The organism is Streptomyces sp. WAC06614 (genome assembly GCF_003949795.1).
GTDB lineage: Bacteria > Actinomycetota > Actinomycetes > Streptomycetales > Streptomycetaceae > Streptomyces.
Genome location: NZ_RPRY01000177.1, coordinates 1 through 15,136 on the forward strand (window position 1 = coordinate 1; position 15,136 = coordinate 15,136).

The window sequence follows — 15,136 nt, forward strand, 5'->3', positions numbered from 1 at the left end:
GCCATGCCGCGTTCACAAGGCCGGGTCCAGGGGGCCGGGGCCCGGCCTTGTGAACGCGGCATGGCAGTCGTGTTGCAGGCCCCGGGCGCCCCTTCCGTGGCTCGCCGCCGCCCCCGTACGGTCGGTGATGTCGCCGGGCACACCCCCCGACGACACCTGGCCGTGTGCCCGAGTGGCCCAGGGACTCGCCTGCAAAGCGGGGTACGCGGGTTCAATTCCCGCCACGGCCTCCAGCACCACCCCGAAGGCCGCCAGGCATCCCGCCCGGCGGCCTTCGTGTCATGCCTTCGGCAGGGCCGAGGCCGCGGCGGGCAGGCCGCCGTCGGCCTCACAGCCGAGGTCCTTGGCGACGGCCAGCGCGGCCGAGTGGGCCAGGGTGACGTAGTCCTCCCCCAGCTCGGCGTCGCCCCTGCTGTTCAGGTACAGGTCCTTGTAGACCGCGGTGATCCGCAGCGGCGACTCCCGCGTGGATCCGGCGCGGCGGCTCACGCAGTCGAAGGAGACACCGCGTTCCTTGTCGGCCCGGGTCACCTGGACGCCCGTCCGGTCCGCGGTGCCGCCGCCTCCGGCGTCACCGGCGAAGCGGAGCTCCCCGACGCGTTTGCCGCTGCCGACGATGCCGGTGACTCTGCACGACGGGACGGCCGCCTCCCGGGCTTTCGGCCCCGCGCGGTACGCCGCCTCCAAGCCCTTGCCCACGGCCGTGACACCGACGGTCTGCCCGTCGTCGTTGGCCAGGTGCGACGACTGCAGGACGTCCTTCAACGCCTGACCCGCCGCGTCCGAGATCAGGCCCGGGCAGGCCTCGGTCAGGTCGACCGTCGGCCGCTTCACCGACGGCGAGGCCTTCGGTTCGCCGTCCGACGCCGTGCACCCCATGACCGACGCGGCGAACGCCGCGACCACGACGGCGCATGCCGCAGCACGTATCGGGCCCATGTCAGGACGGTCCCTTCGAGCTGTCCACCAGGTCCCGGCCGACCGAGTGGGCCACCGAGGACTCCTTGGACGCCACTCCGGCGAGCGTGTCGATGTCCTGCTGGGACATGCCCGAGCCGGCCGCCGAGTGCCGCACCGCCTGCGCGGCGGCACTGCTGACGCCGTGGTCCGCCTTCGTGTACATCTCCGCAACCGCCTTCTCGGTCTCGGCGGTCTTCTCCTTGCCGTCCTCCTTGGCGCCCTCGACGAAGTGTTCGGTGACGTCCTCCTGGACCCATTCGACGATGTCGCCGGCCAGGGGCACCATTTCCAGGTACTTGCCGCCGGCCGCGGTGATGCCCCGGTTGATCCACTTCGCGCCGTCCTCGACGCCCTTGACGTACTCCTCGTTCGTGTGGGCCGTCTCGGCGTGCATGCCCTGGGCGCGGGCCTCGGTCATCATGCCCGCGATCTGCCCGCCCGGCTGGACCGCGTTCTCCACGGCCTCGCCGAGCAGCGTGTGGTGCTGTTCCCCCCGGTGCTGGACGGCATCGTTGACCAGCACCGCGGTGAAGGCCTGGTTGGCATTGGTGATCGTGCCGTACGCCTCCGGGTCCTGGCCGACCGCGCCGAGGAAGCGGGCCACCGTCGACTCGTCGAATGTGGCCATGGTGCCGTTGGCCTTGATCTGGTTGCCGCCGTTCTCGGCGGACGCCTGGAGGTCCGCGATGTACTCGGCCGCCATGTTGCCGAAGTGCCCCGACAGCGGCCCCAGCCTCGGCTTCTTGTCCGCGTCGTCCGGGTCCTGGGCCACCAGGGACGGGTCGTCGCCGACCTTCTCGACGACCCGTTCCATGATCTTCGCCATCTCCGGGCTGTGCGGCTTCGGCGCCGCGTCCTCGTCGCCCGCCGCGCGACCGCTCACCGCCGTCTCCAGGGCCGCGCCCAGGGCCTCCTGGGCGGGCAGCGGCTTGCCGTACGGGTGGTCGCGGGTCTGGTCGAACGCGTCGGCCCAGGACTCCTTGTCCAGCATGTAGTCGACCATGCCGCGGTCCTGCCCGTGCTGCCCGCCGACCGGCTTGTCCTTCGTCGTCACGACGCCGTCGTGGTCGCTGTCCTCGCGGACCGGCTCCGAGAAGAACGCCGTGGCCGCGTCCGGGTTGTGGGACATGGCCTCCATCAGGCCGGTCAGCGGGTAGAACCCGCGGCTGCCGTCCCCGCCCTGGCTGAGGACCCGCTTCGGGTCGTACGGGGACCCGTACTCCCACCGCTTGGGGTCCTCCCGGTCGAAGGCGACCATGTCCCGGCCGACCGAGGTGAGGAACTCCTTGTCGTACGTGCCCTCGCGCAGCAGCGCCCCGAGCGCCTGGTAGCCGTAGATCCTGCTGGTCGCGTCGCCCGTGACCTGCATCTCCTTGCGGCCGGCCTTCATCAGGTCGGTGGTCCACGCCGCGTCGAGGTGGTTCGGCGTGCTCTTCTGCGTGGCGAGGCCGAGCATCGCGCCCATGTCGTTCTGGATGTTGCCGACCATCGCGAGCCGGTCCCGGCCGGCCTCGCCCAGGCTCGACGCGTCCAGCGACAGCTTCGCGTACGCCTCCAGGGTGCCCTCGGGGCCGAGCTTGCGGTAGAAGTCCGGGGCGAACTCGGGGTCGTTGCGGTTGTCGTCGAGCAGGTCCTCCAGCTCGCGCAGCGCCTCCGGGTTGCGGGCGACCCCGCCCGGGTCCTTGCTGAGCTTCTTCATCAGCTCGGCCGCCCGGTCGGCCTGCTCGGCGTCCAGGGTGGTGTACTTCGGCCCGCTGAAGTTGTGGTCGTCGGTGACGTTGGCGCGCAGGGCGCGGGCGAGGGAGTCGTCGGCGTCCTGGGCGTCCTCGACCAGCCGGTCGATCCGCGCCTGCCACGCCTTGCGGTCCTCCTCCTGCTTGCGCTTCCACTCCGCGTAGTCGGGGTCGTGCCGGGCGGCGTACTCGGTCTTCGGGTCCATCGGTACGGCCGTCACCTTGCCGGCCGCGTCCACCCGGAAGCCGGCCTTCGGCGCCTCTTCGTCGACGATCTTCTTCAGGGCGTCCTTGGCCGCCTTGATCGTCGTGTAGCCGTCGGAGAGGAGCTGGTGGACGCCCTTGGCCTCCTTGGCCGCGTCGTCGAACTCCTTGGCCGTCTTCTCCACGAACGGCTTGGTCACGTCCGCGTTCACGCCCGACCAGTCGGCCTTGTCGGACCGGGCCTTCATCACGGTCCGGGCGGAGTCGGCGAGCTCGTCGAGCTTCTTCACCATCGCGCCCCAGTCCTGGACCGCCGTGTTCAGCTTGTCCAGCGGGGCGTCCATCACGTTCTCGAAGGTCAGCACGGCGCTCACTTGAGGTATTCGTTGATCTTGGAGGCGTTGATGTCGGTGACGAGCTTGCGTTCCTCGTGGTCGTGGTGCGTGACGGTGTAGTCGCAGTGGTTGGAGATGTTCGCACAGGCGGCGACGAGGACGTGGAGCTGGGAGTTCCAGCGGTCGTGGACCTGGAGGAGGGCCGAACCGCTGGTGAAGTTGTGGTTGGTGAGCGCCAGGGAGGCGTCGAACGTGGCGACGCGGGCGTGGTCGCCGTCCTTCTGGAGCCGGTTGTGCAGCGTGAACGCCGCCGAGCCGATGGCCCCGATGTGATCGTCCTCGATCTTCAGGTCGGCCTTGCCGGCGCCACCCCCGCCGCCCGGCTCGGGGGCGACCTGGTTGAGCCGCATGGACACGTTCGCGCCGGCCCCGGCGCGCGCGGAGGACCACTCTGCTTCGAAGGACATGCGCTGACGCTCCCCGTTCCGCTGCTGCCGGTGCTACTGCCGGCGCTGCCTGTGTCTACCGGTTCTGCCGCCGTACGACAACCGCTGTGACGGCCCCGCCGATCAGGACACAGGCCGCGAGCCCCAACCCGATCCACGTCCAGGGCAGCCCGTCACCCTCCTTGGCCGCAGCGGGCGCCGGGGCACCCTGGCTGGGCGTTCCACCCCCGGCGGAGGGCGACGAGCCCCCGGCGGGCGCGGCCGCGGCGAGATCCGGAAGCGGCCACTCCGTGGCCGAACCGGGGTCACCCGGGTTGGTGAGCGCGATCCGCGGCCGGACGACGCCGTACCCGATGTAGTCGTTCCGCCCGACGCCGTCGCGGGGCTTGCCGGCGGTGTTGAGGAGGACGCGGAGGACCTGGTTGTTGGTCCAGTCGGGGTGAGCGGACCAGATGAGGGCGGCCGAGGCCGAGGCTAGGGCTGTGGCGTCACTGGTGCCGTGGGCCTTACAGAGTCCCGTCTTGCCGGTGCAGGCAGTCACGATGTCCACACCGGGAGCGGCAAGGTCGACCTGCGGCCCGTGCTGTGATTCGGTTGTGGCATTTGCCTGCTGGTCGATCGCGGCAACGCCGATCACCCCGGGCGTTCCTGCGGGGTACTCCAGCAGGTTCTGGCCGCTTCCGGAGTTACCCACTGAGGCGAAGACCAGCTTGCCCTTATCGATGGCGTACTTCACCGCAGCCTGGAGCTGAGGCTCCTTCTCCGTCTGGCCCAAGGAGATGTTGAGGATCTTGGCTTCGGAATCGGCCGCATAACGAATGGCAGCGACCCAAGACGGCATTCCGTCTCGATTGCCCTCGTTCGGAACCCTGATCGGAAGAATCTTGGCACCCGGCGCGAGCCCAAAGGCCCCATCGCCGCCACCCGGGCCCTTACCTGTCCCCGCAATCAGGGCAGCCATTTTGGTGCCGTGACTGTCGTAATCGGTGCGCTCGTCACCCTGGTACCCGTCGGCCAGGTCCTTCCCGGGAAGGACCTGGCCTTCCAGCTCAGGGACGCTCGCCACGCCGGAGTCGATGACAGCGACAGTGACACCCTTGCCCGTGCTGGTCTTCCACATCTGCTCGGCCTGCATCGAATCGAGATGCCATTGCATGGACCGGATGGTCTCCGCGTGGGCCGGAGTCGCGGCGACTCCGGCCAGCAGGAGACCCACCAGGGCCGACGTAGCTTTCCGCATGCGCATCTCGTGCAGTATCCGTTCGCTCAGTCGATCACGGGCGGAACAACCTTACGGTCGCCCTGCCACGTCTCTTCGTCCTCGGCCAGGTAGTCGGGGCGCTTGCCCTTGGTGTCCGTCCGCTTCTTGTTGGGCGTACGCGCACCCGGACCGCCGACCGCGGCGGCACCCTGGCCACGGACCAGCCCCGAACCACCCTGGGTGAAGGCCTGGCCGCCCGTGGTCGAACGACCACCAGCACCGGGCGCGCGCCCACCGACGACACCACCGCGCTCGGTGGCCAGTCGACGGCCGCCGGCAACGCCGTTCTGGCCGCCACCGAGGCCACCGCCCAAGCCGCCAGCGCCGCCAGGCGCACCGCGGCCCATGGGGCCGCCCTCGGAGCCGCCGATGACAGTGCTCCGCGGGATGCCGGTGTTACGGCCGCCCGTCTGCACCTGACGACCACCACTGATGCCGTCCCGCGGGGGCAGCCCACCGGCAGGACCGACGTTCTTGCCGCCGGGGCCCGAGGTCGGGGGCAACCCGCTCGGCTGCCGACCGCCCGTGGACCCCACGGGACCCTGCCCGGGAAGGCCAGGAGTGGGCGTCCTCGGGCCGAGGGTCGGCGGAAGCGTCGGCGGCAGGAGCACCGGCCCGCCGCCCGGAGTGGGGCCCGTAGTCGTGGGCGGAACGCGGACCTCGCTCGGTGGCGTCGTGCGCTCCGGCAGCGTGGTGGTGTCGATGTTGACGCGCGTGTCGGTGTCCGGTCGCGGACCGGTGGTAGACGGCGGCCGGTTGTCCGGATCGGGACCGTGGCCGGGGACGTAGCCGGGCTTGTCGTCACCACCAGTGTCGCGTCGACGCCCGGTCGGCCCGTCGTCCAAGCTGGGTTCCCGGTGCCGGGCGTCACCGCCACCGTCGGGACGCGCGATGCTCGTATCGCCGTCACGTCCTGCCGGCACAAAATCGGCCGGCGGCGGCGGAAACACCGGCGGCTGAGCCTTGTTCATCTGGGTCGACGACGCCTCGTACGACTGCGCCAGCTTCGTCAGCTGCTGGATCGCCTCCTGGCGGTCCTTCGACAGCTTGGACGTGGCCTCGCGGCCGATCTGCGCCGAGTCCGGGTCGTTGTGGTACTTCTGGGCCGCTTCCAGGTTCTCCGCCGCCGAGGTGTCGTACTTCGGCATGTTGGCCTTGACCTCGATGATGGTCTGGGCCGCGTTCTCCATCCAGGTGCCGCCGGTCTTGCTGTACTCGCCCAGGCGGAGGGTCTCGTTGCCCATGGCGTTGACCCACTCCTGGAAGGCCTGGGCGGCCTTGCCCTCCCAGCCTTCGACCTTGTGGTTCTTGAGGTCGTTGCCGATCTTCGTGATCGTGACCTCGGCCTCCTTCAGGAGCTGGCCGCGCGACTTCACGGCCTCCGCGTTCACGGAGGCGATCATCGCGAGCAGTTCCTGGTGCGAGTAGCCCTCGAAATTCGTGGTCGCCATTACATCTCACCGCCCGACGTGCTGCCGTTGCCCTGACCCTGCGGCTGGTTCGGGCGCTCCTTCTGGTGCTTCTCCCACTGCGTCTGCGCGGAGGAATGGATCGCCCGCATCCGCGCCTTCACGTCCTCGTCGATGTTCTCGTAGCCGACCTTCGACGCCAGGATCGCGATCCCCAGCGCCTCGATCTGCCCCGCCAGCGCCTTCGACAGGCCCTCCAGCTCCGAGCGCACCTTGTTGTACGCCGTGTGCAGCGCCTCCGCCTCCGGGAAGCCCTTGCCCAGGGCGCCCTGGGCCAAGGTGCCGTCGGCGATTTCGCCCGAGGCTGCCTTCGAGCCCTTGAGCTGGTCCAGCAGGGCGTCCACGCGCTGCTTGTACTTGACCATGTTCTCGTGCTCGACGAACAGGGCCGGTGCCTGATTCTGGATCAGGACCTTGTTCGTCGCTTCCAGGGCCGGGGCCATCGGCCCCATTCCCGGCATCAGTCCAATGATGCTCGGATCGACATCCCAAGCCACCGTGGCCTCCCCGTTTCCCCGCTACTCCCCGTTGTCGCGGTGGGTGCCGCCACCGCCGTCCCCGTTCGTACCGGTCGTTCGTTCCCGGTCGCACCCGTGCGCGCGCTGACTTACGTTGACTCAACGATCACTTTAGCGACCGGCACCGACAGCCCCAACCTCGGGGTTGCAGGTGCAATGCGGCTCACACGGTCACGAGTTGGCGGTGGCCACCGCCGACGAGGGGCGGATGGGCAGCCGGTTGACCGGGCGACCGGTGGCCGCGCGTACGGCCGAGGCTACCGCTGCGGGGGCCGTCACCACAGGGACGGCACTGGCCGCCTTGGCGCCGAACGTCGCGACCACGTCCCGCTCTTCGACCAGCTTCACGATCCGCACGGCCGGCGCGTCCAGGGCCGTCGGCAGGGCGTAGCCGGTCAGGTCGGGGTGGCGGACCAGGCCGGACGCCGTGCGGAGATTCTCCGTCAGCGCCGCGCCCACGCCCTGGGTGACGCCGGCCTCGATACGGGCGCGCAACTGGGCCGGGTTGAGGACGCGGCCGACGTCCTGGGCGACCGCCAGTTCGACCACGCGGACCGTGCCCAGCTCGATGTCGACGTCCACCACCGCGCGGACCGCGCAGAAGGCGAGGCCGACGAAGGCGTCGCCCTGGCCGTCGGCGTCCAGCGGTTCGGTCGGGTGGGGGCGGCACTGGGCCGTGGCCCACAGCTCCTTGCCCGCCACGGCCTCCGCGACCGTGGTCGAGAACGCGCCGTCGTACGACGTGATGCGGCCTTCCTGGATCTGCAGGAGCTCCGTCGACATGCCGAGCTTGTGCGCCATCGGCTGGAGGAGCTGGGTGCGGACCATCTTGGCGGCCCGTTCCACCGCCCCGCCCGAGACCCACGTGTGCCGGCCGTGCGTGGTCGGACCGGCCGGCGGCTGGTCGGTGTCGACGGGGGCCACCTGCACCTCGTCCAGCCCCAGGACCTCCTGGACGATCTGGCGGGCGAGGGTGGCGAAGCCCTGGCCGGTCTCGACGGCCGCGCAGATGACGGTGGCCCTGCCCTCGTGGATCTTCACGGTCGCGGTGGAGACCTCGTCGGTGCCCTCGGCGCCGAGCATGTGGACCATACCCACGCCGTAGCCCACGCCGCGCCGTACCGCGCCCGGTTCGCCCGCGCCGTCGAGGCCGCCGGGCAGCAGCCACTCCTCCTCCGGGGCGTCCTTGGGGAGCGAGGGCAGCTCGAAGTCGCGCACGGCGCGCAGGAGTTCCGCGACGGGGGCGGGGCAGGTGACGGTCTGGCCGGTGGGCAGCAGGTCGCCGGTGGCCAGCACGTTGCGCAGGCGCAGCTCGGCGCCGTCGAGGCCCAGGGCGGCGGCCAGTTTGTCCATCTGGCCCTCGTACGCCGCGCAGACCTGCAGGGCGCCCTCGCCGCGGACGTGGCCGGAGGGCGGGTTGTTGGTGCGCACCGCCCAGCCCTCGACGAAGGCGTGCGGGACGACGTACGGGCCGCAGGCGAAGGCCACGGCGGCGGCCAGGGACTCGGCGGAGGAGTCGGCGTAGGCGCCGGCGTCCATCAGGATCTGCGCCTCGACCTTGACCAGGCGGCCCTCGGCGTCCGCGTGGTGGCGGTAGCGCAGCAGGGTCGGGTGGCGGTGGGAGTGGCCGAGGAAGGACTCCTCGCGGGTCGCGGCCAGTTTCACCGGGCAGCCGGTGCGCAGGGCGAGCAGGCCCAGGGGGAGCTGGAAGCCGGCGTCCTCGCGGTCGGCGGTGGCGCCGGGGACGCCGGTGACGACGACCTTGACGCGTTCGGGTTCGAGGCCGAAGCAGGCGGCGGCCAGGTCGCGGTCGGTGTGCGGGTCGGTGGAGGCGGTGTAGAGCTCGACGCCGCCGTCGGGGCGGGGCACGGCGAGGCCGGCCTCGGCGCCGATGGGGGCCGGGTCCTGGCGGCCGATCCGGTACAGGCCCTCGACGACGACCTCGCCGGTGGCCTCCGGGTCGCCGTAGCGCAGGGGGATGTGCCGGATCAGGTTGCCGTCGGGGTGCAGGGGCGGGGCGGCGAAGGACTGCTCGGGGTCGGTGACCGCGTCGAGGAGTTCGTACTCGACCGTGATCGCGGCGGCGGCGAGGCGCGCGGTGTCGGGGTGGTCGGCGGCGACGGCGGCGATGGGTTCGCCGTGGTGGCGCACGACGTCGTGGGCGAAGACGGGCCGGTCGGCGATCTTGCGGCCGTGGGTGGTGGCGCCGGGGACGTCGGCGTGCGTGACGACGGCGCGGACGCCCGGCATCGCGGCGGCGGCCGAGGTGTCGACGGACAGGATGCGGGCGTGGGCGTGCGGGGACCGCAGCACGGCGGCCCAGAGCAGGCCCTCGGCCCAGAGGTCGGCCGCGTACGGGTAGGTGCCGCCGGCCTTGGCGTGGGCGTCGGCGGAGGGCACGGATACGCCGAGGCCGCGGGGCGGCCCGTCCGGGGACGGGGCGCCGGCCGCGGGCCGGTCCGTGGTCTGGGCGGTCGCCGTCGCGGTGGCGGCGTCGTTCCCGCTCACGCCATTCCTCCGTGCTGTCCGTGGTCCTGTCCGTGGGGGTCGTGCTCGTGCGGTCCGTGCGCGTGGTGCGGGTGGACGCCGCCGTCGCCGGGTGCGGCCTGGTGGGGAATGCGGGGCTGGTGCGGGTCGTGGTGCGGGGCGTGGTCCTGGTGCGGGTGCTCGTGGTGCTGCTGGTACTCGTGCGGGAACTGGTGCGGGTGCGGGTGCTGGTGCAGGTGCTGGTCGGGCGCGTCCGGCTGGGCTGCCGGGCCGGTGGCGCCGGCCGCGAAGACGCCCGCCGCCGCCGTGGCCGCCGTGCCGGGCTGCGCGGCCTCGGCGGTCGCGTCGCGGGTGGCGACGACCTCGCGGACGGCGTCCAGGACGCCCTGGTAGCCGGAGCACCGGCAGAGGTTGCCGCACAGGGCCTGGCGGGTCTCCAGCTCGCTGGGGGCGTGGTTGCCCTCCAGGAGGTCGTGGATGGTCATGGCCATGCCCGGGATGCAGAAGCCGCACTGGACCGCGCCGGAACGGCACAGGGCCTGCTGCACGTCGGACAGTTCGCCGTTCTGGGCGAGGCCCTCGACGGTACGGACCTCGCTGCCGGCGGCGGTGGCCGCCGGGACCAGGCAGGAGGCGACGAGCCGGCCGTCGACCTGCACGGCGCAGGCGCCGCACTCGCCCTGCGAGCAGCCGTCCTTGGCCCCGGCGAGGCCGAGGCGCTCGCGGAGCACGTAGAGCAGGGACTCGCCGATCCAGGCGCCGGTGACGGGGCGGTCGGAGCCGTTGACGCGCAGGACGTAGGAGGCGAGCGGGTGCTCGTGGTGCGCTCCGGGCGCGGGGTCGGGGTACGCCTCGCCCGACGCGCCGGCGTCCCCGCCGACGCGCGCGGCGCCCGAGGCAGGGCCGCCCGCCGCAACCGCGCCTTCGGCCTCGCCCTCGCCCTCGGCGGGGCCGCCGGCCGGCTCGGCGGACAGGTCCACGTCCACGCCGTGCGCGGGCGTACGACCGTCCTCGTCCTCGGCCGCGGCTGCGTCCGACGCCTCGCCCTCGCCGGGCACGCTGCCGTCGCCGGGCGCGCTGCCGTCGTCGGGCACGCTGCCGTCGGCGCCGCCGCCGAACGCGGCCTCGCCGACCGGGCCCTCCTCGGGCCCGGTCGCGCCGGCGCTGCCGAACGGAATCTCGTGGTGTCCCGTCCCGCCGACGCCGTCGAGCGGAAGCTCGTGATGTCCGGTCCCGCCAACGCCGTCGCGCTGGAACTCGTGGTGCCCGGTCCCACCGGCACCGCCGAGCGGCTCCTCGCCGGGGCCGGCGGCGCCGGGGCCGCCCTCGAACGGGGTCTCGCCCTGGCCCGGGGCCGTCGGAACGCCCCCGGCCGGGGTGTGGTGGTCCGCCGTGGTGAAGTCGCCCAGCGGTACCCCTTCCGCCGGCGTGTGGCCGGGGCCGGCGCCGATGCCGGCGCCGTACGTCCCGCCGGGGTGCGGGGACGACGGGTCCTCCGCCGCGCGGTGGCCCGGGTCGGTCGGGCCGGGCAGCGGTACGCCCCCGGCCGGCGTGTGACCCGCGTCGACCCCGCGGCCGAGCCCGTGGTCGGCGCCGTGGTGGAACGGGGCTCCGGGCGCGGTCGGCGGCAGGTGGTCGGGGGTGTCGGCGTACGGCGACGGCTCGGTGTCCGCCGGGTGGTGCGCGGCGTCCGCGGCGCCCTCCGCCGGCGCGTTCCCCGGACCCGCGCCGAACGGCACGCCCTCCGCCGGCGTGTGCCCGGCGCCCGCGCCGAACGGCACGCCGTGCGCCGGCGTGTGGCCGGCCCCGCTGCCGTACGCCGTCGGCGCCGAGGACGCGTAGGGGTCCGTGCCGTACGCCGTGCCCTCGGCCCCGCCGAGCAGCAGCGGGACGCCCTCGGCCGGGGTGTGGCCGGGGCCGGTGCCGCCGTGCGGCTCCGGCTCCGGGGCGAGCCGCAGGCCGGCCCCGTACGTGCCGTAGGTGTCGACCTCGGCCGCGCCGGGTACGGCGTAGGAGGCGTACGGATCCGGGGCGGGCGCGGCGGTGCCGTCGTGGGCCGCGGTGTGGTCGTGGTCGGGAGTCGGGTGGGCCTGGGACGGGAGGTGGGCGTGGGCGTGGCTCGGTTCGATGTCCGCGGCCGCCGGCATGCCCAGGCCCGGGCCCGGCGCGCCGAGCGGCATGCCGTGGCCCGGGTGCTGCGCGTCGCCCGGCGGGGTACCGAGGTCGTGGTGCTGCGCGTCCAGCGGGGTGCCCACGCCGGGGCCGCCCAGGACCCGCTGCGGCGGCCGGCCGGTCGCGCCGACGCCGGGGCCGCCGAGCAGCCGCAGGCCGGGCGCGGAGCCGTCGGCCCAGGGCGCGGGAGCGCCGCCGGGCAGGGTCGCGGGGGCCTGGCTCCAGTCGGCGTCCAGGGGGGTCGGCGCGGGCGGCGGGCTGTGCCGGACGGCGTCCGGGAACTGCCACTCCGCCGTCGAGGCCCCTTCCGGATCGACCGGTCCGGGCCCCTCGCCGCCCTCCGCCGCGCCGGCGCCGGACGTCCCGGGAGCGTCGGACATGCCGGGAGCGCCGGCCGTGCCGACCGGCCCCGCCTCGGGCCACTCGGTGGGGACGGTCCACGTCCCGGTGGCGGTCGGGTCACCGCTGGCGGCCGAGTTCAGCGGCACGATCATCGGCGGCGGCACATAGCCGTGCCCGGGCGCGGCCAGCGGCTCGCCCATGCCCAGGGCTTCGAGCACATCGTCCGGGAGCTGGACGAAGGCGGTCGCGTCGGAGTCGTAGTCGCCCCCGTGCGGTACCGGCTGCCAGCCGAATCCGGCTGCGCCCGTCCCGCTCACGTTCTCGTTCTCACTCATGAGGTCAGCGCCCTCCCCAGGGCCCTCCGTGCCAGCACTGCCACCGTCCGCCGCAGGTGGAGGACCGCCGCCGGGACCGGGTCCCCCTGGTCCGGCACGCACGCGGCCCCCACATAGTCCCCGAAGGCCTCCAGCGCCTCGGGCGCCAGGGCCCGTTCGCCGTCCCAGTCGATCAGCGAGGCCACCCAGCGCTCGGCCTCCAGGGGCCGTAGCGGCATCGGCGCGACGGCGCCCACGGCGATCCGTACGCCCCGGCGCGCGGGGTCGAGTACGAGTCCCACGGACGCCACCGCGCGCCCGGGCCCGGTCCGGCCGGTCGCTTTGAGGAAGACCTGCGGGGCGTGCAGCAGCGGCACCCGCACGAAACCGATGAGCTCGCCGGGCCGCAGCATCTCGCGGCCCGCCAGCAGGTGCGAGACGGGGATCTCCCGCTGCCCCTCCGGTCCGAGCACGACGAGGAGGGCCTCCAGTGCGGCCAGCACCGGCAGGGTGTCGCCGGCCGGTGCGGCACTGGCGATGTTCCCGCCGAGGGTGCCGGCGTTACGGATCTGCGGCGGGCCCGCGGCCCGCGCGGCGGCGGCCAGCGCCGGGATGAGGGCGGCGAAGTCGGGCCGGCCCATCCGCGCGTGGGTGAGGCCGGCGCCCAGCAGGGCGTGTCCGTCCTGGTACTGCCAGCCGCGGATCTCGTTGATCCGGCCGAGGCCGACCAGCGCGGCGGGCCGCAGCAGTCCGGCGTTGACGGCCGCCATCAGATCGGTGCCTCCGGCAACCGGTACTGCGGCAGGCATGGCGGCGAGCGCCGCCACGGCCTCGTCGAGCGAGGCCGGCAGCGTCACGGACTGCGCCGCCTGCGGTGCGTGCGTGGTCAACCCAGCTGCCCCTTCCCGATGTCCCGGTCCCGGCGCTCACGCCTGTCCGCCGTACGGTACGTGCTCACCGCCGGGACGTGGCAACTCTGGCACATCTTCCGTGGCGCCCGGCGCGAGGGTCGGCCGGGCGCCCCTTCGGCCTTCCCCTCCCGGCGCCACCGCGCCAACTCGCCCGATTCGCACCGTATCTTCGGAAGATTCCGGCATACCGGTCTACGTCCCCCCATGGCGGCATCCCTCCCCGGCGGCCACGCCTCCCGCGGAGCCCGGCGGCCAGGCCTCCGGCGGCGTCCGGCGGCCACCTCTCCCGCGACGCCCGGCAGCCGGTCCTCCCGCGGAGCCCGGCGGCTACGCCTCCCGCGGCGTCCCGTCGATCGGCCGCCCCAGGACGCCCGGCCGCCGCTGCCACGGCCGGGGCCCGGTCGGCGGCCGGTAGCCGACGCCCAGGGCGTCGAGCCGGGCGTAGTGCGGGCCCATCCGGGCCTCGAACGCCGCGAAGTCCCGGGCGGCGGGCTCCGGCTGCGGCGACCACACGACCTCGGCGAAGGCCGCCAGGCGCGGGAACACCTGGTAGTCGATCCGGTCCTGGTTCTCCATCACCTCGGTCCACACGTTGGCCTGCGCGCCCAGCACGTGCCGGGCCGCCCGCGGCGACAGCTTCGGCGGGACCGGCTCGAAGCGGTAGACGTCCTCCAGGGTGCGGACGTACCCGATGGGCATCGGCTCGTCGGGGCCGCCGTCCTGACGGTGGTCCAGGTAGACCTGCTGCTCGGGGCACATCACCACGTCGTGCCCGGCCTCGGCGGCGGCGATGCCGCCCGCGGACCCGCGCCAGGAGGAGACCGCGGCGCCGTCGGCGAGTCCGCCCTCCAGGATCTCGTCCCAGCCGATCAGGCGGCGGCCGCGCGCGGTGAGCCAGCGGTCGAAGTGCCGGACGAACCAGGACTGCAGGCCGTCCTCGCCGTCCACGCCCAGCTCCCGGATGCGCGCCTGGGCCGTCGGCGACTCGCGCCACTGGCGCTTGGGGCACTCGTCACCGCCGATGTGCACGAACGGCGAGACCTCCGGCGGGAAGAGCTCCAGCACCTCCTCGAAGACGCCTTCGTAGAACCGCAGCACGGCCTCGGTGGGGGCGAGCACGTTCTCGTTGATGCCCCAGTCGTCCCAGACGCCGAGGGCGGCGGTGTCCACCACGTCGGTGTTGCCGAGTTCGGGGTACGCCGCGATGGCCGCCTGCGAATGGCCCGGAATGTCGATCTCGGGAACCACCCGGATGTGGCGTTCGGCGGCGTACGCCACGATCTCCCGGATGTCGTCGTGGGTGTAGAACCCGCCGTGCGGGGTGTCGTTCCACAGCGGCGAGGCCCGGTGTCCCCACCGGCTGCGCGGGCGCCAGGCGCCGACCTCGGTGAGCCGAGGGAAGCGTGCGATCCGGATCCGCCAGCCCTGGTCGTCCGTCAGGTGCAGGTGCAGCACGTTGAGCTTGTGCGCGGCCAGCAGGTCGAGGTAGCGCAGCACCCCGTCCTTGGGCAGGAAGTGCCGCGCGACGTCGAGCATCATGCCGCGCCAGCCGAAGCGGGGCGCGTCCTGCACGCCTCCGACCGGGAGGGTCCAGGTCCGGCGCACCGGGGCCTTGCGGTACGCGTCCGGGCCGAGGAGCTGACGGAGCGTCTGGGCGGCCCAGAACAGGCCGGCCGCGTCGGCGCCCTCCAGGAGCACACCGCTCTCCCGCACGTGGACCTCGTACGCCTCGGGGCCGAGCGTGTCGGCCAGGCGGGGGCGCAGGACCAGCTCGATCGTCTGCCGGCGCCCGCCCGGCCCGGCCTCGGGGCCGGCCGGCGGCAGTTCCCAGCCGGTCGCGGCGCCCAGTTCGCGGCGCAGCCAGCGGGCGGTGGCCGCGGTGCCCGGCCCGGCCGGTAGGGTCGGCGTCGGATGCGTTCAGCGAAACGTGCGTTGCGCACTGCGCAACGCACGTTTCGCTGAACGCATCCGACGCCGACCCTAC

The 15,136-nt window shown here is 73.6% G+C and carries 9 protein-coding genes, 1 tRNA gene and 1 pseudogene; 1 reads left to right on the forward strand and 10 read right to left on the reverse strand.

Annotated elements, in window-relative coordinates; genetic code table 11:
• Nucleotides 1–158: 158 nt before the first annotated feature.
• Nucleotides 159–233 (forward strand) — tRNA-Cys (locus EF918_RS22285).
• Nucleotides 234–279: 46 nt separating this feature from the next.
• On the opposite strand, the gene EF918_RS22290 is transcribed toward EF918_RS22285, so the two are convergent.
• The 10 genes and pseudogenes from EF918_RS22290 to EF918_RS22335 all read right to left on the reverse strand — a co-directional run.
• Nucleotides 280–939 carry a hypothetical protein gene (locus EF918_RS22290; protein ID WP_125649552.1) on the reverse strand — a complete coding sequence of 220 codons (660 nt, stop codon included), beginning with the start codon at nt 937–939 and terminating at the stop codon, nt 280–282.
• A gap of 1 nt (nt 940) precedes the next feature.
• Complete coding sequence (locus tag EF918_RS22295) at nt 941–3,271, reverse strand: DUF6571 family protein (RefSeq protein WP_260610498.1); 2,331 nt, start codon at nt 3,269–3,271, stop codon at nt 941–943.
• Nucleotides 3,268–3,699 (reverse strand): hypothetical protein, encoded by a 432-nt coding sequence (locus tag EF918_RS22300; RefSeq protein WP_125649556.1) that lies wholly within the window; start codon nt 3,697–3,699, stop codon nt 3,268–3,270. The genes EF918_RS22295 and EF918_RS22300 overlap by 4 nt, the downstream gene beginning before the upstream one ends.
• A gap of 55 nt (nt 3,700–3,754) precedes the next feature.
• Complete coding sequence (gene mycP, locus EF918_RS22305; RefSeq protein WP_312847855.1) at nt 3,755–4,834, reverse strand: type VII secretion-associated serine protease mycosin; 1,080 nt, start codon at nt 4,832–4,834, stop codon at nt 3,755–3,757.
• 110 nt (nt 4,835–4,944) lie between these two features.
• On the reverse strand, nt 4,945–6,390 hold the full coding sequence (locus tag EF918_RS22310; RefSeq protein WP_125649562.1) for a hypothetical protein: 1,446 nt from the start codon (nt 6,388–6,390) through the stop codon (nt 4,945–4,947).
• Complete coding sequence (locus EF918_RS22315; RefSeq protein ID WP_125649566.1) at nt 6,390–6,869, reverse strand: hypothetical protein; 480 nt, start codon at nt 6,867–6,869, stop codon at nt 6,390–6,392. The genes EF918_RS22310 and EF918_RS22315 overlap by 1 nt, the downstream gene beginning before the upstream one ends.
• Nucleotides 6,870–7,097: 228 nt before the next feature.
• The gene (locus EF918_RS22320) at nt 7,098–9,434 is read right to left on the reverse strand and encodes a xanthine dehydrogenase family protein molybdopterin-binding subunit (protein ID WP_125649569.1); all 2,337 of its coding nucleotides are present in this window, start codon (nt 9,432–9,434) and stop codon (nt 7,098–7,100) included.
• On the reverse strand, nt 9,431–12,262 hold the full coding sequence (locus EF918_RS38395; protein WP_260610500.1) for a (2Fe-2S)-binding protein: 2,832 nt from the start codon (nt 12,260–12,262) through the stop codon (nt 9,431–9,433). The genes EF918_RS22320 and EF918_RS38395 overlap by 4 nt, the downstream gene beginning before the upstream one ends.
• Nucleotides 12,259–13,131: a xanthine dehydrogenase family protein subunit M gene (locus EF918_RS22330; protein WP_125649572.1), complete on the reverse strand. Its 873-nt coding sequence runs from the start codon at nt 13,129–13,131 to the stop codon at nt 12,259–12,261. Before EF918_RS22330 ends, EF918_RS38395 begins: the two co-directional genes overlap by 4 nt.
• A gap of 348 nt (nt 13,132–13,479) precedes the next feature.
• Nucleotides 13,480–15,063, reverse strand: a pseudogene (locus EF918_RS22335) (beta-N-acetylhexosaminidase); the annotation flags it as partial.
• Between the last annotated feature and the right edge of the window lie 73 nt (nt 15,064–15,136).